This is a genomic window from Shewanella decolorationis (assembly GCF_004354305.1).
GTDB lineage: Bacteria > Pseudomonadota > Gammaproteobacteria > Enterobacterales > Shewanellaceae > Shewanella > Shewanella decolorationis.
The window spans coordinates 541,751-559,155 of record NZ_CP037898.1; the positions used below are offsets into that span (position 1 = coordinate 541,751).

Sequence of the window (17,405 nt, forward strand, 5' to 3'; positions counted from 1 at the left end):
GTATATTCCCATGGATTTCTTAAGTTTTTGATAAGAATTAGCCTGTATTCTAAGGGCGGGTATAGCTGAGTAGTGGACAACTAAGTGCATCACAATATGAAAAGCAATGTTAGGACGACATTTTTAAGCTTTGCAAAGGGACATTTGCTGGTACCTTGGTTAGTGTTTGCGGTGATTATTTTTTGGCTCGAACTAACCCATGCCGACATGCGTTTCGCTAACTTTTTATTTCACTGGCAGGGTGGTGTCGATTCTTGGCCTTTGCGTGGCCATTGGTTGACAGAGGATCTGCTGCATGTCACTGGACGTAATCTGGTTATTTTGCTCGCGGTGGTTGTTGTAAGCGGTATTGGCTTAAGTTTTCGTCTCGATAAACTGCGTCCATATCGTAAAGGCTTTATTTATCTGTTTTGCAGTGTACTAGCGAGTGTTGTGTTAGTTCGAATTGGCAAAAGCTTGACTCATATGACCTGTCCATGGGATGTGATTGAGTTTGGTGGTCGTATGATGCACTCATCCCTATTTGCTCGTTTGCCGGAGGGCGCCGAGTTTGGTCAGTGTTTCCCTGGCGGGCATTCTAGCGGCGGCTTTGCTTGGATTGCTAGTTATTATTGGTTGAAAGAGTATCGCCCAAAATATGCCTACGCAGGGCTTATCTTTGGTATAACCTTGGGCGCGGTATTTGGTTTTGCGCAGGAGCTTCGCGGCGCTCACTTCTTGAGCCATGATCTATGGAGTTTGGCGATTGCTTGGACATCCGCCAGTATGCTCTACTATGGCTTCTTCCTGCGTGTGCCCAAGGTTAACAAGATTAAAGTCGCCAACAAAATCAGTATTATCAATACCAAAGAAGCCATCTCTAAGTGATGGCTTATCCCTTAAGCCATTCTGACACGAACGCTTAGAAGCGAAACTCAAAGCGGATATCACCTCGGCGAAGGCGTAGTCTTTCGTCGAGGAGATGGTTTTTCTCGTTCAATAAGATGTTCTTTTGCTTCAGTAGCTCTGCTTTATCGGTGAGATTGTTTAGCTTGTTGTTGATGCTACTAATCTCGCTATCGATGGCATTTAAGCGATCGGCAATTTCAGCCAGACGCTTATTCACCAGATATTGCTCATGTCCTTGGTTATAACGCTCAACAAACTGATTGTTGCTACAAACGCCATAGTAACTTTCACCCGCTAAGCCTACACGGTAGCCATTTTCGGGCAAACAGTAGCTGATGAGCCCTTGCTGATATCCCTGCTGCCACTGTGCCGCATCGACTCTTAGGTTAAACTCCCGGCAGTCCTGCTGATATTGATTGAGTTGAGTTGCCGTTACGCCTCTATTACCGTCGGCTAAACCCGTGGCATACCAGTCGTTATCACGACATTCTTCGAGTGAGAGGCTAGTACATTGGGTAAGAGAGAGCGCGGTAAGTGCCAAAGCAAAATTAAGATAACGCATGTGATTTTCTAAAACTGTCGTCAAAGTGGCCTCAGCATAAAGCTTAGGGCATAGGAGAGCTAGTGCTATATTTCGCCAGCAATACGGTTATCTTGCACAATACGCGGGCTGGCTTTTCTATCTGAGTCACAACTTGCTTGATATCATGATGCTAACGCATTGAGTTAATGTTAGTTTTACTCATAAATCTCCTGTGTCGGAAATCCATATGTTGGCTTCGCTCCCTCCATCAGATAGATCGCTCTTAGCGACAAAAACACCTGTGCCACACTCTGCGGCCACTTTTTTGTCGTCTAAAGAGGTGAAAGCAGAACTGAAAATGGCGACAGACTCCCCAGAGTCGAGCGATACCAATGCCTCAACTAAGGTCGGTGCCCTGCAATCTTTTGCCCATGGTGCACTAGGTTTGGCTGAGCCAAACGCCCATGACACTTTTTGTGAATCCAAAAGTTCACACCAGGATAGTAGCCAAGGTTACTTTAAGGCGGGACAATTGTTGAAAGCCGCTGCAACCGTTGGCAGCGTGATTGCACTCTTCGTATAAATTATATTGGATTTCAGTCTCTTGCCTAATAAGTTATTTGAAACGCTCATTAAGGTAAGGTACTGGCAATTGGGGATATTTTTCAGCAGCTTTACTGACTTTAAATCCTGCTAAGTTTTGCTATTGTGTTCCTAGTTGTGGTGCTTTAGTTTTTACTGAAGTCAGGTATCTTTAACGGTATATTTTTATCTATCCTCTTTATAAGGCTGCTTTTATATGAAGATTTGCCCGGCGCATTCCATCTTACGCCTAACTAAGGTATAAGGTCGGTATGAAAACTCCTAAACGAATCCAACCACTGGTTGATGAAGGACTGGTTGACGAAGTCATCAGTCAATTAATGAGCGGTAAAGAGGCTACAGTGTACGTGGTACGCTGTGGTGAGGATATTCGCTGCGCCAAGGTATATAAGGAAGCGGAAAAACGCAGTTTTAAGCAAGCTGTAGTTTACCAAGAGGGACGTAAAGTCCGTAATAGCCGTCGTGCTAGGGCGATGGAGAAAGGCTCCAAATTCGGCCGTGAACAGATGGAAGAAGCTTGGCAGAGTGCCGAGGTCGATGCGCTGTTTCGTTTAGCCCATGCAGGTGTCAGAGTGCCAACGCCCTTTGGTTGTTTCGATGGCGTATTGCTAATGGAATTAGTGACTGACAGCGAAGGTCATGTCGCGCCTCGCCTCAACGATGTGAGTTTCAGTGCTGAGCAAGCCATCCACGACCATGGGTTAGTGATGACCTATGTTAAACGCATGCTTTGCGCTGGTTTAGTCCATGGAGACTTATCCGAGTTTAACGTCCTAGTAGATGCGAATGGCCCGGTGATTATCGATTTGCCCCAAGCCGTTGATGCCGCAGCTAACAATCATGCGAAATGGATGCTTGAGCGTGATGTAAATAACATGACGCAATACTATGGCCAGTATGCCCCTGAGCTACTTAAGACCCAATATGCCAAAGAAATGTGGGCGTTGTTTGAGGCGGGTCAATTAAAGCCTGATACGCAATTAACGGGCAAATTCACCGAAGTATTAGTCGATTCCGATGTGAATGCTGTATTAGATGAAATCCAAGCCGCATACGATGAGGCCCAGGAACGTAAGCTGCGACTTCAAGAAGCTAATGAAGGCTATTAGTTTATCTATTTAATAAAACAGGCGCTTTTTAAGCGCCTGTTTTATTGTTCAACTTATTAATACACAGATTTTAGTATCTGGTATTACCATCCTTGGCATGGGGATCCTTCCCCCTCCTTGCATTGAACCTCTGAATAAAAGGACAAGACCAAAGGGATAAATATGTTGATGGAGCACAGAACATCATCAACATATTAAATCTTTGGGGGAGATAACTCCCTTGAGCCTTGCCGAAACCTTAAGTGTTTTAAGCCATCCGTGGCGCGCTATCTTAGCGCTGGATCCTCATTGATCCATGAATAAAAGGACAAGACCCAAGAGGGTAATATGTTCGTGACTTGGGGGAGCACAATTCACATATTTGATCTTTGGGGGAGACAACTCCCTCTTAAGCCTTGCCAAAACCTATCGTTTTCTCCCTTGATTTCGCCTACGGGGAGAGAGTTGACAGAGTCGGATAGTAAACAGCACAGTTATTATTGTTATGTGTACGATTTATATCTTAGGTCGTTGGGGAGCGATAATAGATACCCATCCGACTCTGTCTAAACTTTTACGCTAATTCAATTAATTGGATGACAAGGCCGGACATAAAAGGGCGCTGTTATTTTTATTTTTAGCACATCTATCATACCGCTTGCAGACCTCAAGCCTGTATGAATTGGAGTCCGGCCTTGTCGATAACTGCACTAGAAGTTGTTAGCTCAACCTATAGTGCGTAATTCATTATTAAGCTGCTTAATGCGTTTTTGGAGCTGAGCGATTTCACTCATTAACGCGCATTCACGCTGCTGTGGCTGCTGCTCACTTTCCCTTACCCATTGGTAAACCGACTTAGCAGAAAGTCCATACTGGCGAGCAACGTCAGAGAGTAATCTGCCTTTAACTTTCACTTCAAAAATAACGTCAGGTTTAAGACTATGATTGGCGATTCCCATGGGCTGTCCCTCTTACTCAATGTTCAGTCTATTTGCTAGTTCTTTTGGTGTTTTCCTTGTTGATTAGTGGCGCTGCTCTATATCCCACTGGCTATGTCCTAGGTGGCGCAGGGACAACCATTCATGGTGACAATGACTAATGAGTTTCATCAGATGTTTCATCTCTTCCTCCTCAATCCGTTTGGGATTGTGCTTCGATTAATATGCCTCATTAGGGGCATTCAGATTAACGTCCATTGATGTTGAACAGCTTACTTAAGGTGTGGAGTGAATTGCGCTTGAGCGCCTTTGCTCTTCTACCTATTTATTAGTATGTAAGAACTGTGCCAATTTTTTGAAATTTACATTTTCATTTAAAATCATAATCTTATTTAAATGTTTCAAACGGTGTTTTTTCAAAGCCATGTCAGAAACGGTGCAGCTTGCACTATTTCAGTGCTTTTACTCTAAATGTTATGCAGATGAGCTTGAGATGTTTCTGTTTAGTGTTGCTTTCGATTGAATCAGTCATAAACTGAGCGATAAAGCGATTAAAGATTGTCTCAACAGAGAATGTTTATATACTGCGGTTTTTATGGTGTCTTTTGGCGACTTGCCACGCCCTCTGCCTTTTGGCGGGCAAATACCATCATCAATCATGTTATGAGGTCATAAATGATGAAGCCTTCTCTGATTAAATCTCTGCCGGCGTCAAAGCTGGCGATTGTCGTGGTTACCAGTGCCCTGATTGCTTCGGGCTGTACGACTGTCAATCCCTATACCAACGAACAACAAACGGCGAAAGCGACGACTGGCGCCTTAATTGGTGCGGTTGCCGGAGCGGCTGTTGGGGTTGCGTCATCAAGTAAGAGTGACCGCGGTAAAGGTGCTTTAATTGGTGCAGCCTCTGGCGCCGCCGTAGGTGGTGGGATTGGCTATTACATGGATGTGCAAGAAACCAAACTGCGTCAACAACTAGCTTCAACAGGCGTGAGTGTAACCCGCAACGGTGACAATATTATTCTCAATATGCCAAACGAAGTGACCTTTGGTGTCGACCAAACTGAGCTGAGCGATGGCGCTAAGCGCGTATTGAACTCAGTGGCGCTGGTGGCCAAGGAATACAGCAAGACCCAACTGAATGTATTAGGTTATACCGACAGCAGCGGCTCAGATGCTTACAACCTACGTTTATCACAAGTGCGTGCCAGTGAAGTGAGTAACTATTTGATGAGTAAAGGTGTCGCTTCTGCTCGGGTTAAATCTAAGGGCATGGGTGAGGCGAGTCCTATCGCATCGAATGCAAATGCCGCAGGTCGCGCGCAAAACCGCCGAGTGGAAATTGTGTTAACTCCTACCGGTTAATGATGCGTCAGAGAATATAGAGTCGCCTACGGGCGACTTTTTACATTCTGCATTTGGTGATTCTTTGCATTAGGGAACAATTTACATTTAGGGAACAATTTACATTTAGGGAACAATTTACATTTAGGGGACAATTTGTCCATTCATCTAAAAGACTTAAGTGATCTTGGCCACAATCGCCCCGATTTGCATTTATCGGACTGCGTTAATACTTGATCCGCTAAAGGTTTTGCCGTCTTGTATACACTAGGACATTTCTGTGTGAATGGAGAGTACAGCATGGCAAAACAAGGTTTAGTGTTAGCAATCAGTTTAGGGTCGACATTGATGGCGGGAATAGCACAAGGCGTACCAATGAGCACTGAGGCGGCTGCACCAATTGAACTAAGGGCCGCAGGCAGTTTAAAGGCGGCGATGAACGATATTATTGCCGCTTACCAAGCGAAATCCGATGCCAGAGTCGCGGCGCAATATGCGCCTTCGGGCCTATTACTCAAGCGGATCCAAGAGGGTGAGCAGGTTGATATCTTCGCTTCGGCGAATATGAAACACCCGCAGGCGTTAGTCGATGCGGGAGCGGGTCGAGAGGTGCAAATGTTTGCCCGTAACCAGCTCTGTGCCATTGCTCAAGCGGATGTACCACTCACTAGCGCGAATTTATTAGATACACTGCTCGCGCCGCAAACAAAGCTCGGAACGTCAACACCAAAAGCCGATCCCGCGGGGGATTATGCTTGGGCAGTGTTTGCGAAAGCCGAGGCCTTAAAAGCCAATGCAAAAACCACATTAGAAACCAAAGCCTTGCAGCTAACGGGTGGGCCTGATAGTGCTAAACCGCCCAAGGATCGTAATCCCTATGCTTGGGTGATGGAAAATAAGCAGGCAGACGTATTCTTAACCTATTGCACCAATGCGGTGCTGGCACAAAAAGAAGTGCCAAGTCTTAAGATTGTCGATTTACCGCCAGAGTTAGCGGTCGGTGCCGACTATGGCCTATTGGTGTTAAAGGATGCCAATAGTGCAGCTGCACCTCTGGCCGAGTTTATTTTATCCCCTGAGGGACAAGCGATTTTAACGGGTTATGGTTTTCAGCCGCCTAAAAAATAGTGCTAATTGACTCATTAAAATGGCGCCCTATGGCGCCATTTTTGTTGTTCGTTTTAGCAGGTTGAGTGCTAGGGCGTGTTGACGTTTCGAGATTAGATTTGTTCGTTCTGGCAAGTACATGCTCGCGAAACGAGGAATGATGTGTCGTTATTCTACTCAAATGACGAGCGGTTCTTATGACAGAAAGTCAGAGCAAGAGCTTGCCAGACGAACCCTTCGGGCAGCATTTGGCTGGCGTTTCTGCTGCGTTATCGTCCGTTTATGTAGAATAACTACACTGCACGGACGTTGCCTTGCATAAAAGCCAGCTAAATTGCTGCAAAAATAACCCTGAAACGTCAATACGCCCTAGTGCATTAAATACAGGGTCGCTAATCCTAGGAAGGCAAACAGACCAATCACATCGGTGACTGTGGTGAGCACCATGCCGCCCGCTAACGCAGGATCCACTTTTAAGCGCTTTAAGATCAGCGGAATACTGGCGCCGGCTAGCCCTGCAACTGTCATATTGATGAGCATTGCGCCGCCAATCAGGCTGGCAAGCGCCATATCGTCTTTCCAAACTAATACCGCGATAAACACCAAAATCGACCACATCAGGCCATTTAAAAAGCCAATGGCGAGTTCTTTGCCTATCAGCCAGCGAGCATTGCTCTGGCCAATATGACCCAAGGCAATCCCGCGGATAACAAGAGCTAAGGTTTGATTGCCCGCGACCCCGCCCATGCTCGGGACAATCGTCATTAAAATCGCAATCGTAGCAAATTGTTCGATTGTGCCTTCAAACATATTGCTGACAGAGGCTGCCAGCAGGGCGGCAAACAGGTTAATCGTCAGCCAGAGTGAGCGGCGGAAAGTACTCTTCACTACAGGGGCGAAGGTGTCTTCATCATCGTCCATCCCCGCCATCCCCATCATGGAGTGCTCGGCGTCCTCACGGATAACATCCACCACGTCATCGATGGTGATACGCCCGAGTAATTTGCCCTCGCTATCGACCACGGGCGCGGACACCCAGTCATGGCGCTCGAACAGCTGCGCTACTTCACTGTCGGACATGCCCACGGGAATGCTCTCGATATCGGTATCGATAATGCTGCTGATATGAGTATTGGGATCGCAGGTGAGCAGATCCGTAAGTTTGACCCCACCGAGCACGCGATCGTGCTTATCCACCACGTATAAGGTGTCCGTGGTGTCGGGCAGATTGCCCCGTTGGCGCAAATAACGCAGTACCACATCGATATTCACATCGGGCCTTAAGGTCACAGTATCTGTGTTCATTAAGCTGCCCGCAGTTTCATCGGGGTAGGAGAGCGCTTGCTCAACCCGCTGGCGGTTTTGCAGACTCATGGACTGCAATACTTGTTTATACACTGCATCAGGTAGGCTTCGCAGGATATAAGCGAGATCGTCCGTGTCCATGCTGGCGGTGGCCTTGGCGACCCGCTCAGGGCTCATGGCACTGATCAGCGGATCTTTTAGCTCTTCACTGAGCTCATCGAGAATATCCCCGAGCTGATCTTGATCGACAAGTTGCCATAGCACTTGCCGCGCCTTAGGGGGCGAGGACTCTAAAATCAATGCGATATCCGACGCCGCCATGTTTTGCAGCATTTGCCTGACATGCACAAACATACCGCTATTGAGGGCATGGCTCAGTTGGTCGAGACGTTGTTCGACTTGTAAGCTGTCTGAGGCTTCTACAGGCATGTTTCCTCCAAGGTGGCGACGGTGGATAGGCGGGCGTTTAGCTATTGAGGACTTAAGCCAAAGCGCAGCAGTATATTGTAATTGAGCGCACGGGAGGGCGTCGAGTCACAAATGTGTTTAACTTGTATAAGGTGCTGAAATCAAAACCAAACAGGGTACTGAATAACGGCAGGGATCATCGAGATGAGATGTCGAGGCTATTAGCAGGCTTCGTCGAACTTAGCGTCGATAAGCGCGCAAATGGCATTGAGTGCAGGCTCCGCATCCGGGCCTTCGGCAATCAGGGTAATGGTTTTACCCATGCCAGTTTCTAGCATAAGGAGCCCTAACACACTGGCGGCAGAGGCCTGTTTTTCACCTTGGATCAGCGTAATGCTGGCATCAAACTCTGAGGCCAACACCACGAGTTTTGTCGCGGCGCGGGCATGTAAACCAAGCTTATTGCAGATGGTGACTTGGCGCTCAAGCTTTGGCATGGCTTAACTCTCGGTGGCGGGCATTCACTTTGTGTTTACCGTTGCTAAAGCGTTTAGCCAGTTGCTCGGCCACATAAACCGATCTGTGTTGACCGCCAGTACAGCCGATGGCGATGGTCAGATAGCTGCGGTTATTACGCTCTAAGTGGGGCAACCAAGTCTCGAGTAAATTCTCGATTTGCCAGATGAACTTATTGACCAGTGGCTGGCGATTTAAAAATTCCGCCACGGGTTCATCTAGGCCGGTTAGTGGACGCAGTTCGAGTTCCCAATGGGGATTAGGTAAAAAGCGCACATCAAACATAAAGTCGGCTTCGGTTGGCATACCATGCTTAAAACCGAAGGACTCAAAGTTAATCACCAGTTCCTTATCGACACTGCCAAGCAGGATTTGCCGTACTTGGTCGCTGAGTTCATAGATATTCAGATTCGAGGTATCTATGTAGTGATCCATCTGCTGAGACAGGGGCTCGAGCAATTTGCCTTCAAGCTTAATGGCTTCTTGCAGAGAAACACGGCTCTTAGATAAGGGATGTAAGCGTCGAGTCTCGCTGTAGCGTTTGAGTAGCACTTTATCGCTGGAGTTTAAGAAGAAGCTAGTAAGTTCAGTGCCCGCAGGCAGGCTGGCAAGCTGTTTGACGAGTACCTTGTCTTGCTCCGGCAGGTTACGCACGTCGACGCTGATGGCGACGAGATCGTTACTGCCCTTGAGCTGTTCGAGTAAGCTGCCAATCAGCGGCAAAGGAAGATTGTCGACACAATAGTAGCCGAGATCTTCAAGCACTCTTAGTGCGACCGATTTGCCCGAGCCTGAGCGCCCTGACACTATGACCAGTTTCATCCAGTGATTACCTGATAGAGTTCCGTTTCATCATGCGTCTTGCGCAATTGCTTCAATATTTGTTTGTCACTGAGCTTTTCAGCCATGCAGGACAAAGTGCTTAAGTGCTGTTGACATTGGTCAGCAGGCACTAGCAGCGCAAATAAAATGTCGACAGGTTGTTTATCGATAGCATCAAAGGCTATCGGCTCCTCACATTTCACCAATATGGCTATGGGTTGTGTTATATCGGTTAATCGACCATGTGGAATGGCGATGCCGTTACCTATACCTGTGCTCCCCATCTTTTCGCGCGCCACAAGGCTTTCGAAGATCTCTTGAGATGAGAGGGTGGGGTACTGGGCAGCGGCTAAGTCGCTGATAAGTTCCAGTACCTTTTTCTTACTGCCCGGAGTGGCGCAGGTCGTGCATTCCGGCCGCAGTATGGTACGAAGTTCCATTGCTAGTGTTTTGTTAACTTCTCTTTGTGTTTAATAACCTGACGATCAAGCTTGTCGATCAGGACGTCTATGGCAGCATACATATCTGCATGCTCTGAAGTCGCGAAGACTTCACCACCGGTGAGGTTGATTCTCGCTTCGGCAATTTGTTGCATTTTCTCAACATTGAGCACAACGTGCACATTATTGATCTGTTCGAAATGACGTTCAAGTTTTGAAAACTTTTCCTCAACATAAGCCCGTAACGATTCAGTAATCTCGATATGGTGTCCACTCAGGTTTATTTGCATATAAACGTCCTCCGATTTCCACTTTAGGCTATAAACTTTTACGCTGATTGGAAGGGGGAATAAGCATCGCTTCTCTGTACTTCGCAATGGTTCTGCGCGCAACGTTAATTCCCTGTTCTGCCAGAAGTTGTGCCATCTTGCTGTCGCTTAATGGTTTTTTCTGGTTTTCCGCTGCAACCAGTTTCTTAATGAAGGCTCTGATTGCCGTGGATGAGCACTCACCGCCATCATCAGTCCCGACGTGGCTTGAGAAGAAATATTTTAGTTCAAAAAGTCCCTTTGGGGTATGCATGTATTTTTGTGTGGTCACCCGTGAAATGGTGGACTCATGCATCTCTACCGCTTCAGCGATATCGTTTAGGACCATAGGTTTCATGGCTTCTTCACCGTATTCGAAGAAACCCTGTTGGTATTGCACTATGCAGTTTGCCACCTTGAGCAGTGTTTCGTTACGGCTTTCAAGGCTTTTAATAAACCACTTGGCTTCTTGCAGATGCCCGCGGATAAATTGGCTATCGGCTTGGCTTTTGGTGCTGCGCGCCATGGCTGCATATTGCTGATTAACATTGATTTTTGGCATGCAATCTGGATTTAACTCGACCACCCAGCGACCGTTTTTCTTCGATACCGACACATCGGGGATGACATATTCTTCATCAACAGGGGTGATGAGCAAACCGGGACGAGGGTTTAAGGTTTGGATCAGCGCTATGCTGTCCCTTAACTCGTCTTCTTTGAGTTTGGTCTTACGCATCAACAACCTAAAATCGCGGGCAGCGATCAGATCTAAATGATCTTTGATCAGCATGCGGGCGTTTTCGAGGTGTGGAGTATCCGGTGAAAAGTGGGAGAGTTGGATAAGCAGACATTCGCTTAAATCCCTTGCGGCGACACCGACGGGATCGAAGTGTTGAATACGCTTGAGTACGGCTTCGACTTCATCCAGTTCTATTTCGGGATTGCCCATGGCTTCGAGGATATCTTCAGTACTTTGAGTGAGATAACCTTGATCGTCGATGGCATCAATAATCGCGGTAGCGATGGCTAAATCGGTTTCAGAGAAGGGCGTGAGGTTTTTCTGCCATTCTAAATGTTCGTAAAGGCCTTCACTGGTTTCCCCTTGGAAGGGCATGTCATCTTCACGGCTGGCGCCTGAACCTGAGTTTGGCGATGCGGTAAAGACTTCATCCCAAGTGGTGTCCATGGGCAGTTCTTCGGGCAAGGATTCTTTGGTCAGCGACTCGGCAATGTCCACGGTGGAATTGTCTTGTTCCTGTGGCTGAGCCGTCGTTTCGCTAAAGTCGGTATCGGCGATATCTTGATTACGTTCGCTAGGCGCGTCGAATTGCTCCTCTTCCAGCTCGAGAAGAGGATTAGAGTCTAAGGCTTGCTGGATCTCTTGCTGCAGTTCCAATGACGACAGTTGCAACAGACGAATGGCCTGTTGGAGTTGTGGCGTCATGGTTAACTGTTGACCCAGTTTGAGCTGGAGTGACGCTTTCATGTTACCGCTGATCCCTACGTTATTATTTTGAATTTAGGCCGCTTGTTATCATATTGATGGCGCTGATAAGCCAAAATTCAAGGCTAATTGGCTCTGTTTAAGTAACTATAGCCTGAATTGTTCACCTAAGTACACAGCCCTAACTTGCTGATTGTCTAAGATCTCTGCGGGAGTTCCTTCGGCTATCAGGTTTCCGTGACTGACAATGTAAGCATGTTCACAGACGTCTAAGGTCTCACGCACATTGTGGTCTGTGATCAGTACCCCAAGGCCTCGGCTCTTGAGTTGTTCGATGATTTTCTTGATATCGATAACCGAAATCGGGTCGACACCGGCGAAGGGTTCATCGAGCAGAATAAACTTAGGATTGGCCGCTAAGGCGCGGGCAATTTCGACGCGGCGACGTTCGCCGCCCGATAACGACATGCCTTGGCTATCGCGAATATGGGTGATATGGAACTCTTCGAGCAGATGTTCCAGCTCTTCTTCGCGTTGGTCGCGATTGAGCTCTTTACGGGTTTGCAGTACCGCCATGATATTGTCGTGCACGGTCAGCTTACGGAAGATACTGGCTTCCTGTGGTAGGTAACCAATGCCTTTGCGAGCGCGCAGATGCATGGGATCGGCAGTTAAATCATCGTTATCGATAAAGATATGGCCTTTATCGCTTTTGACTAAGCCCACGACCATGTAAAAGGTGGTGGTTTTACCCGCGCCGTTTGGGCCGAGTAAGCCGACGACTTGACCCGTTTTGACCGTCAGGCTGACATCTTTCACAACCTGACGACTCTTATAACTCTTGGCGAGATTCTGTGCTTTTAAGGTGATTTGGGTCATTTAGGATCCTGTTTTTTCACAGGTTTGTCTGCGGGCTGATTCTTGAGTTCTTCCTGATAGTTGTCAGGTTTAATAATGGTAATCACGCGATCATCACCGCTACCCGTGCTCTCCGCGATCAGTTTTTGCTGAATAATATCGTAACGGATGAGGTTACCCGTGACTTGGCTACCCGCTTGGTCAAGGGTCGCTGAACCCGTTAAGGTTAAGGTACGAGTCGCCATTTCATAGCGAATTTCTTTGGCACTTGCTGAAGCAGGGCGTCCATCATCCAGAATTTGGCTGTAGGTCGCAGGATTCCCCGTTGCGACTAAAATCTTGCTGTTTTCGCCTTCGGCAGAAAACGCACGTAGTTGATTTGCATTAATTTTTATCGAGCCCTGGGTTACTTCTACCGGACCGAAGAAAATGATCTGGTTATTTTTAATGTCCGCAGTTTGGCTGACGGCTTTGATTTTTACTTCTTGCTGTAAGTCACCGACCTTGGCGAAGGCGCTCATGCTAGTGATTAGCATTAGGCCGACAAGTAATATGTTATTTTGCTTCATAGGTTCCTACTACCTGACTGGTCAATTGCACTTCCTGCGCGTTAAGGTCGGCATAAAGGCCTTGCCCTTGAATATTAAAATCTTTCCCTGTGACGTAAATGATGCGGTCAGAGGTCATTATCATAGTGTTGAGATCGAGTTCTAAAAAACTGGTGGACAATGTCTGTATGGGTTCACCAGGGCTGATGGCATCGATAATAACATTCTTTTCTAATACAACCTTGCCGGTATCTTTGTTGAGTCGACCTTGGTCGGCTCGGATCTGCCATTTTGCTTTACCTTGGTCGGGATAGACAAGATAGACAGGCTGAGTAAAGTCGGTCTGGTTTTTCAGCTCATAGTGCTCCATGTGCTTTGCCGTGACGCGACTGTTAACTTGCCCTTGCTCATTAAACTCAATGCTACGCAGATCTTCGATAATGTAATCGGGTCTATCACTGACGTTCAAGCTGTCATCCGTATCGCCACCACGTTTTTGCTGCACTTGCCAATATAGCACCAGCGCAGTACCAAAAAAGGCGATAATGGCGAGGGTCACACGACTCATATGCTCATCCCATGGGCGGAAGTGAACTTATTTTGGCTCAGCAACAGCAGATCCGTGAGTTCCCTGAGTGCGCCATGTCCACCATTTAAGTGAGTCACAAAATGGGCGTGTTGACGGACATAGGGATGACCATCGGCAACACAGACGGCAAGGCCGACCACATTCATTACTGGTAGGTCGACAATATCATCACCGATATAGGCGACTTCTTCTGGGGTGACATTGTAGAGCGACAGTAGCTCTTCATAGGGGACGAATTTATTATCCACGCCCTGATAAATATGGGTCACACCCAGAGCCGTCATGCGGTTTTCAACAATTTTAGACTGACGGCCAGTGATGACCGCCAGATTAAACCCACTGGTCAATAATGAACGAACGCCATAGCCATCGCGGGTGTGGAAGGCTTTGAGCTCTTCCCCTGAGTTGCTCAAATAAATGCGGCCGTCGGAAAACACTCCGTCCACGTCGCAGATTAGCAGTTTAATTTTTTGCGCTCTTTGCCAAACATCGTCGCTGATGGGGCCGTAAAATCCTTGCTGTGGCATTAAATGACTCCCGCTTTAACCATATCGAGCATATTGAGCGCACCGACAGGATGATTGTCTTTATCTATCACTATCAGGCCGTTGATATTTTTGGAATCCATCACTTGCAGCGCCTGCGCCGCTAGGACGTTTTCAGTAATTGTGACACAGTTTCGCGTCATCACATCGGCAATTGGCGTGGTGCGCAGGTTGACTTGGGCGTCGATAACGCGGCGTAGGTCGCCGTCGGTAAAGATACCCACAAGTTTGTTCTGCTCATCGATAACAGCAGTCATGCCAAGGCCTTTCTTGGAGATCTCGTACAGGGCATCGGTGATGCAGATATCGTGTTTAACCAAAGGTAAATCATCGCCGCTGTGCATCACGTTGCTGACTTTTAGCAGTAGCTTACGGCCTAAGGCGCCGCCCGGATGGGACATAGCGAAATCGTCTCGAGTAAAGCCTTTAGCTTGCAGCAATGCAATGGCCATCGCATCTCCCATCACTAAGGTTGCCGTGGTGCTGGAAGTTGGCGCAAGTCCGAGCGGACAGGCTTCTTCTGGTACTTCAATGCATAAATGAATTTTGGCCAAACGTGCCATGGTGGACTCAGGTTTGCCCGTCATGGCGATCACTGGGATGGCTTTACGCTGGATAACCGGCATCAGCGCGAGGATTTCGCTCGACTCACCCGAGTTTGAAATGGCAAGAATAATATCATTATCCGAGAGCACACCTAGATCACCATGACTGGCTTCGCCAGGATGCACAAAAAATGCAGGTGTACCTGTGCTGGCGAGGGTGGCTGAGATTTTATTGCCAATGTGGCCGGATTTTCCCATCCCCATCACTATCACTTTGCCGGTGCAGTTGAGAATTAACTCGCAGGCTTGGGCGAATTCAACGGAATCGACATATTGATATAGATTGTCGAGGGCCGATTTTTCTATATCGATAACTTTACAGCCCCACTGGCGCAATTGTGATTGGTCTACCATGTCTATCTCTCTTCTTGCATTGTCTTTGTCGCCCCGTCTGGGATTGGAATAGCACAATTTGGTACGCGATAAAGATGATAAAATTAACGGCTTCTTACCGGAGTAGCGTCTTATTGTTTGCCCTTGCCAATCAGGTTTGAGGCAATAGGGCAGAATAACCTGTTTAGCGATTGAATGTCTTGAGCAAAATCATCGTCTTGGTTGTTTTAGCGCTGCCACTTTTATGGTTATGGTCGCCATGATAACCAGTTTGACATTCAATACGTCTTTTGAACTAAGTTATCTTGCCTAGTTCAATGTGATTTCGCTTAGCTTATTAGCCTTAGCTAAACAATCTTGCTGATTTATCAACAAGGATGAAAACATTAAGTAACACTTTATCTTCACAGAGCGAAAACTTAGGGCGCATTCTCGCTGGAAATGAGGCAAATTGAAAGTATCGCAGGACGATAGTGTCGATTCTGTTGTAGGTTAAAGCGCAATTACGTACAATTTGCGGCTCTTCGATTGGTCTGGGCAGGAAGCGTAGGCCACCTCTTTTCAAATATCGGAATCAAGCATGACTCAAGAACAAACGCCGTTGGTTGAGATCCGTCATTTGGGCTTCAGCCGTGGCCAGCGTGTCATATATGAAGATATTAGCCTGTCTATCCCCCGGGGCAAAGTGACCGCTATTATGGGCCCCAGTGGTATAGGTAAAACCACCTTGCTTAAGCTTATCGGTGGCCAATTGATGCCAGATAGCGGCCAAGTGTTGTTCGATGGACAGGATGTGCATGCCGCGAGTCGTAGCCAATTATTCGAACTGCGTAAGCGCATGAGCATGTTGTTCCAAAGTGGCGCTTTATTCACCGATATCAACGTCTTTGATAACGTCGCCTTTGCGCTGCGTGAGCATTCGGGCTTACCCGAAGAGATTATTCGCTCAATCGTATTGATGAAGCTCGAAGCCGTTGGCCTGCGTGGCGCCGCGCAGTTGATGCCAAGCGAATTATCCGGTGGGATGCAGCGCCGCGCTGCCCTTGCTCGGGCGATTGCCCTTGAGCCTGAAATGGTAATGTACGATGAGCCTTTTGCCGGACAAGACCCGATTTCCATGGGCGTGCTGGTGAAGCTTATTCGCGAACTCTCAGATGCGTTGAATCTGACCTCGATTGTGGTGTCCCACGATGTGGATGAAGTGCTCGGGATTGCAGATTATGTGTATGTGGTTGCAGATAAAAAAGTTATCGCCCATGGCACGCCTGAGGAGTTAAAGCATGCGGATAATCCGCAGCTCAAACAGTTTATTCAAGGGGCGCCCGACGGCCCTGTGCCGTTCCACTATCCGGCAAAGGATTATCAGCAAGAATTGTTGGCAAAAGGAGTTGGCAAGTGAAGTTATTTGACAGTATTGCCGACCTCGGCCGCAGCGCTATCGAGTTAGTGCTCGGTTTTGGCCGTGCGGGCCTGATGCTCTGGGGCGCGATTTTTCGCTGGCCTCGGGTGCGTAAAGGTTTTCCATTATTAGTGCGCCAAATCTATGTGGTCGGCGTACAATCTATGGTCATTATTGTGGTCTCGGGCCTGTTTATCGGCATGGTGTTGGCGCTGCAGGGCTACAACATCTTAGTCGGTTTCGGTACTGAGGAGAGCTTAGGCCCCATGGTGGCCTTAAGCTTATTGCGTGAACTCGGTCCTGTGGTTACTGCATTATTATTTGCTGGTCGCGCAGGCTCGGCGCTGACCGCCGAAATCGGTCTGATGAAGAGTACCGAGCAGTTATCTAGCTTAGAGATGATGGCGATTGACCCGCTCAGGCAAATCATTGCGCCACGCTTTTGGGCGGGGGTGATAAGCATGCCGTTATTGGCGCTAATGTTTACAGCAGTAGGCATTTATGGCGGCCATTTAGTGGGCGTGGAATGGAAAGGCATCGATGGCGGGGCCTTCTGGTCGATTCTGCAAGCCTCGGTCGAATGGCGCCAAGACATAGTGAACTGCCTGATTAAGAGCGGCGTTTTTGCCGTGGTGGTGACTTGGATTGCCTTATACCGCGGCTATCAAGTGGTGCCGAATCCGGAAGGGATCAGCCGTGCAACCACTTCAACCGTGGTGCAATCGAGCCTCGCCGTACTGGCATTGGACTTTTTACTAACAGCCCTGATGTTTGGCCGCTAACGGATTGCAGCG

Annotated in this window: 20 protein-coding genes; 7 read left to right on the forward strand and 13 right to left on the reverse strand. The window is 47.8% G+C overall.

All coding sequences use genetic code 11. The annotated features are described in order from the left end of the window. Positions 1-96 precede the first annotated feature (96 nt). The gene (locus tag EYR25_RS02340; RefSeq protein ID WP_133178418.1) at positions 97-867 is read left to right on the forward strand and encodes a phosphatase PAP2 family protein; all 771 of its coding nucleotides are present in this window, start codon (positions 97-99) and stop codon (positions 865-867) included. Positions 868-901: 34 nt separating this feature from the next. Here the strand turns inward: EYR25_RS02340 and EYR25_RS02345 are convergent, their stop codons facing one another. Further along, positions 902-1,450: a DUF2799 domain-containing protein gene (locus EYR25_RS02345; RefSeq protein WP_133178420.1), complete on the reverse strand. Its 549-nt coding sequence runs from the start codon at positions 1,448-1,450 to the stop codon at positions 902-904. A gap of 319 nt (positions 1,451-1,769) precedes the next feature. On the opposite strand from EYR25_RS02345, the gene EYR25_RS02350 reads away from it, so the two are divergent. Both EYR25_RS02350 and EYR25_RS02355 read left to right on the forward strand, forming a co-directional pair. Then, positions 1,770-1,994: a hypothetical protein gene (locus tag EYR25_RS02350; RefSeq protein ID WP_243729930.1), complete on the forward strand. Its 225-nt coding sequence runs from the start codon at positions 1,770-1,772 to the stop codon at positions 1,992-1,994. Between the two features lie 271 nt (positions 1,995-2,265). Then, a complete protein-coding gene (locus tag EYR25_RS02355; protein WP_133178423.1) occupies positions 2,266-3,123 on the forward strand; it encodes a PA4780 family RIO1-like protein kinase in 858 nt (285 codons plus the stop codon). A 704-nt stretch (positions 3,124-3,827) separates the two neighbouring features. On the opposite strand, the gene EYR25_RS02360 is transcribed toward EYR25_RS02355, so the two are convergent. After that, positions 3,828-4,061: a transposase gene (locus EYR25_RS02360; RefSeq protein WP_023268687.1), complete on the reverse strand. Its 234-nt coding sequence runs from the start codon at positions 4,059-4,061 to the stop codon at positions 3,828-3,830. A gap of 654 nt (positions 4,062-4,715) precedes the next feature. Between EYR25_RS02360 and EYR25_RS02365 the strand changes: the two genes are divergently transcribed. Together EYR25_RS02365 and EYR25_RS02370 are read left to right on the forward strand one after the other, a co-directional pair. Further along, positions 4,716-5,405, forward strand: a complete 690-nt coding sequence (locus EYR25_RS02365) for a YiaD family glycine zipper/OmpA-like lipoprotein (RefSeq protein ID WP_023268686.1) — start codon at positions 4,716-4,718, stop codon at positions 5,403-5,405. Positions 5,406-5,684: 279 nt separating this feature from the next. Then, positions 5,685-6,512, forward strand: coding sequence for a molybdate ABC transporter substrate-binding protein (locus EYR25_RS02370; protein WP_133178425.1), 828 nt, complete (start codon positions 5,685-5,687; stop codon positions 6,510-6,512). 348 nt (positions 6,513-6,860) lie between these two features. Here the strand turns inward: EYR25_RS02370 and mgtE are convergent, their stop codons facing one another. The 11 genes from mgtE to EYR25_RS02430 form a co-directional block, all read right to left on the reverse strand. Further along, a complete protein-coding gene (gene mgtE / locus EYR25_RS02380) occupies positions 6,861-8,225 on the reverse strand; it encodes a magnesium transporter (protein ID WP_023268684.1) in 1,365 nt (454 codons plus the stop codon). 200 nt (positions 8,226-8,425) lie between these two features. Continuing rightward, on the reverse strand, positions 8,426-8,701 hold the full coding sequence (locus EYR25_RS02385; RefSeq protein WP_011627201.1) for an HPr family phosphocarrier protein: 276 nt from the start codon (positions 8,699-8,701) through the stop codon (positions 8,426-8,428). Further along, positions 8,688-9,542, reverse strand: coding sequence for an RNase adapter RapZ (gene rapZ / locus EYR25_RS02390; protein WP_023268683.1), 855 nt, complete (start codon positions 9,540-9,542; stop codon positions 8,688-8,690). Before rapZ ends, EYR25_RS02385 begins: the two co-directional genes overlap by 14 nt. Next, positions 9,539-9,982, reverse strand: coding sequence for a PTS IIA-like nitrogen regulatory protein PtsN (ptsN, locus tag EYR25_RS02395; protein ID WP_011621469.1), 444 nt, complete (start codon positions 9,980-9,982; stop codon positions 9,539-9,541). The genes rapZ and ptsN overlap by 4 nt, the downstream gene beginning before the upstream one ends. 2 nt (positions 9,983-9,984) lie before the next feature. Further along, on the reverse strand, positions 9,985-10,272 hold the full coding sequence (hpf, locus tag EYR25_RS02400) for a ribosome hibernation promoting factor (protein WP_007650503.1): 288 nt from the start codon (positions 10,270-10,272) through the stop codon (positions 9,985-9,987). Positions 10,273-10,300: 28 nt separating this feature from the next. Continuing rightward, positions 10,301-11,776, reverse strand: coding sequence for an RNA polymerase factor sigma-54 (locus EYR25_RS02405; protein ID WP_133178427.1), 1,476 nt, complete (start codon positions 11,774-11,776; stop codon positions 10,301-10,303). Positions 11,777-11,881: 105 nt separating this feature from the next. Continuing rightward, the gene (gene lptB, locus EYR25_RS02410) at positions 11,882-12,613 is read right to left on the reverse strand and encodes an LPS export ABC transporter ATP-binding protein (protein WP_023268681.1); all 732 of its coding nucleotides are present in this window, start codon (positions 12,611-12,613) and stop codon (positions 11,882-11,884) included. Continuing rightward, on the reverse strand, positions 12,610-13,161 hold the full coding sequence (gene lptA / locus EYR25_RS02415; protein WP_023268680.1) for a lipopolysaccharide transport periplasmic protein LptA: 552 nt from the start codon (positions 13,159-13,161) through the stop codon (positions 12,610-12,612). Before lptA ends, lptB begins: the two co-directional genes overlap by 4 nt. Further along, on the reverse strand, positions 13,148-13,708 hold the full coding sequence (lptC, locus tag EYR25_RS02420; RefSeq protein WP_133178428.1) for an LPS export ABC transporter periplasmic protein LptC: 561 nt from the start codon (positions 13,706-13,708) through the stop codon (positions 13,148-13,150). Before lptC ends, lptA begins: the two co-directional genes overlap by 14 nt. Beyond that, complete coding sequence (kdsC, locus tag EYR25_RS02425; protein WP_023268678.1) at positions 13,705-14,256, reverse strand: 3-deoxy-manno-octulosonate-8-phosphatase KdsC; 552 nt, start codon at positions 14,254-14,256, stop codon at positions 13,705-13,707. Before kdsC ends, lptC begins: the two co-directional genes overlap by 4 nt. Then, positions 14,256-15,233, reverse strand: coding sequence for a KpsF/GutQ family sugar-phosphate isomerase (locus EYR25_RS02430; protein WP_023268677.1), 978 nt, complete (start codon positions 15,231-15,233; stop codon positions 14,256-14,258). Before EYR25_RS02430 ends, kdsC begins: the two co-directional genes overlap by 1 nt. Positions 15,234-15,792: 559 nt before the next feature. On the opposite strand from EYR25_RS02430, the gene mlaF reads away from it, so the two are divergent. Both mlaF and mlaE read left to right on the forward strand, forming a co-directional pair. Continuing rightward, positions 15,793-16,611 carry a phospholipid ABC transporter ATP-binding protein MlaF gene (gene mlaF, locus EYR25_RS02435; RefSeq protein ID WP_133178430.1) on the forward strand — a complete coding sequence of 273 codons (819 nt, stop codon included), beginning with the start codon at positions 15,793-15,795 and terminating at the stop codon, positions 16,609-16,611. After that, the gene (gene mlaE / locus EYR25_RS02440) at positions 16,608-17,393 is read left to right on the forward strand and encodes a lipid asymmetry maintenance ABC transporter permease subunit MlaE (protein ID WP_023268675.1); all 786 of its coding nucleotides are present in this window, start codon (positions 16,608-16,610) and stop codon (positions 17,391-17,393) included. The genes mlaF and mlaE overlap by 4 nt, the downstream gene beginning before the upstream one ends. Positions 17,394-17,405: the final 12 nt, after the last annotated feature.

Bases quoted from the DNA above. Each gene is read 5' to 3' on its own strand.
- EYR25_RS02430 (WP_023268677.1), bottom strand. From the start codon at position 15,233: ATGGTAGACCAATCACAATTGCGCCAGTGGGGCTGTAAAGTTATCGAT.
- rapZ (WP_023268683.1), bottom strand. From the start codon at position 9,542: ATGAAACTGGTCATAGTGTCAGGGCGCTCAGGCTCGGGCAAATCGGTC.
- ptsN (WP_011621469.1), bottom strand. From the start codon at position 9,982: ATGGAACTTCGTACCATACTGCGGCCGGAATGCACGACCTGCGCCACT.
- EYR25_RS02350 (WP_243729930.1), top strand. From the start codon at position 1,770: ATGGCGACAGACTCCCCAGAGTCGAGCGATACCAATGCCTCAACTAAG.
- EYR25_RS02340 (WP_133178418.1), top strand. From the start codon at position 97: ATGAAAAGCAATGTTAGGACGACATTTTTAAGCTTTGCAAAGGGACAT.
- EYR25_RS02370 (WP_133178425.1), top strand. From the start codon at position 5,685: ATGGCAAAACAAGGTTTAGTGTTAGCAATCAGTTTAGGGTCGACATTG.
- EYR25_RS02345 (WP_133178420.1), bottom strand. From the start codon at position 1,450: ATGCGTTATCTTAATTTTGCTTTGGCACTTACCGCGCTCTCTCTTACC.
- hpf (WP_007650503.1), bottom strand. From the start codon at position 10,272: ATGCAAATAAACCTGAGTGGACACCATATCGAGATTACTGAATCGTTA.
- EYR25_RS02355 (WP_133178423.1), top strand. From the start codon at position 2,266: ATGAAAACTCCTAAACGAATCCAACCACTGGTTGATGAAGGACTGGTT.
- mlaF (WP_133178430.1), top strand. From the start codon at position 15,793: ATGACTCAAGAACAAACGCCGTTGGTTGAGATCCGTCATTTGGGCTTC.
- EYR25_RS02360 (WP_023268687.1), bottom strand. From the start codon at position 4,061: ATGGGAATCGCCAATCATAGTCTTAAACCTGACGTTATTTTTGAAGTG.
- lptB (WP_023268681.1), bottom strand. From the start codon at position 12,613: ATGACCCAAATCACCTTAAAAGCACAGAATCTCGCCAAGAGTTATAAG.
- lptA (WP_023268680.1), bottom strand. From the start codon at position 13,161: ATGAAGCAAAATAACATATTACTTGTCGGCCTAATGCTAATCACTAGC.
- mgtE (WP_023268684.1), bottom strand. From the start codon at position 8,225: ATGCCTGTAGAAGCCTCAGACAGCTTACAAGTCGAACAACGTCTCGAC.
- lptC (WP_133178428.1), bottom strand. From the start codon at position 13,708: ATGAGTCGTGTGACCCTCGCCATTATCGCCTTTTTTGGTACTGCGCTG.
- EYR25_RS02405 (WP_133178427.1), bottom strand. From the start codon at position 11,776: ATGAAAGCGTCACTCCAGCTCAAACTGGGTCAACAGTTAACCATGACG.
- kdsC (WP_023268678.1), bottom strand. From the start codon at position 14,256: ATGCCACAGCAAGGATTTTACGGCCCCATCAGCGACGATGTTTGGCAA.
- EYR25_RS02365 (WP_023268686.1), top strand. From the start codon at position 4,716: ATGATGAAGCCTTCTCTGATTAAATCTCTGCCGGCGTCAAAGCTGGCG.
- EYR25_RS02385 (WP_011627201.1), bottom strand. From the start codon at position 8,701: ATGCCAAAGCTTGAGCGCCAAGTCACCATCTGCAATAAGCTTGGTTTA.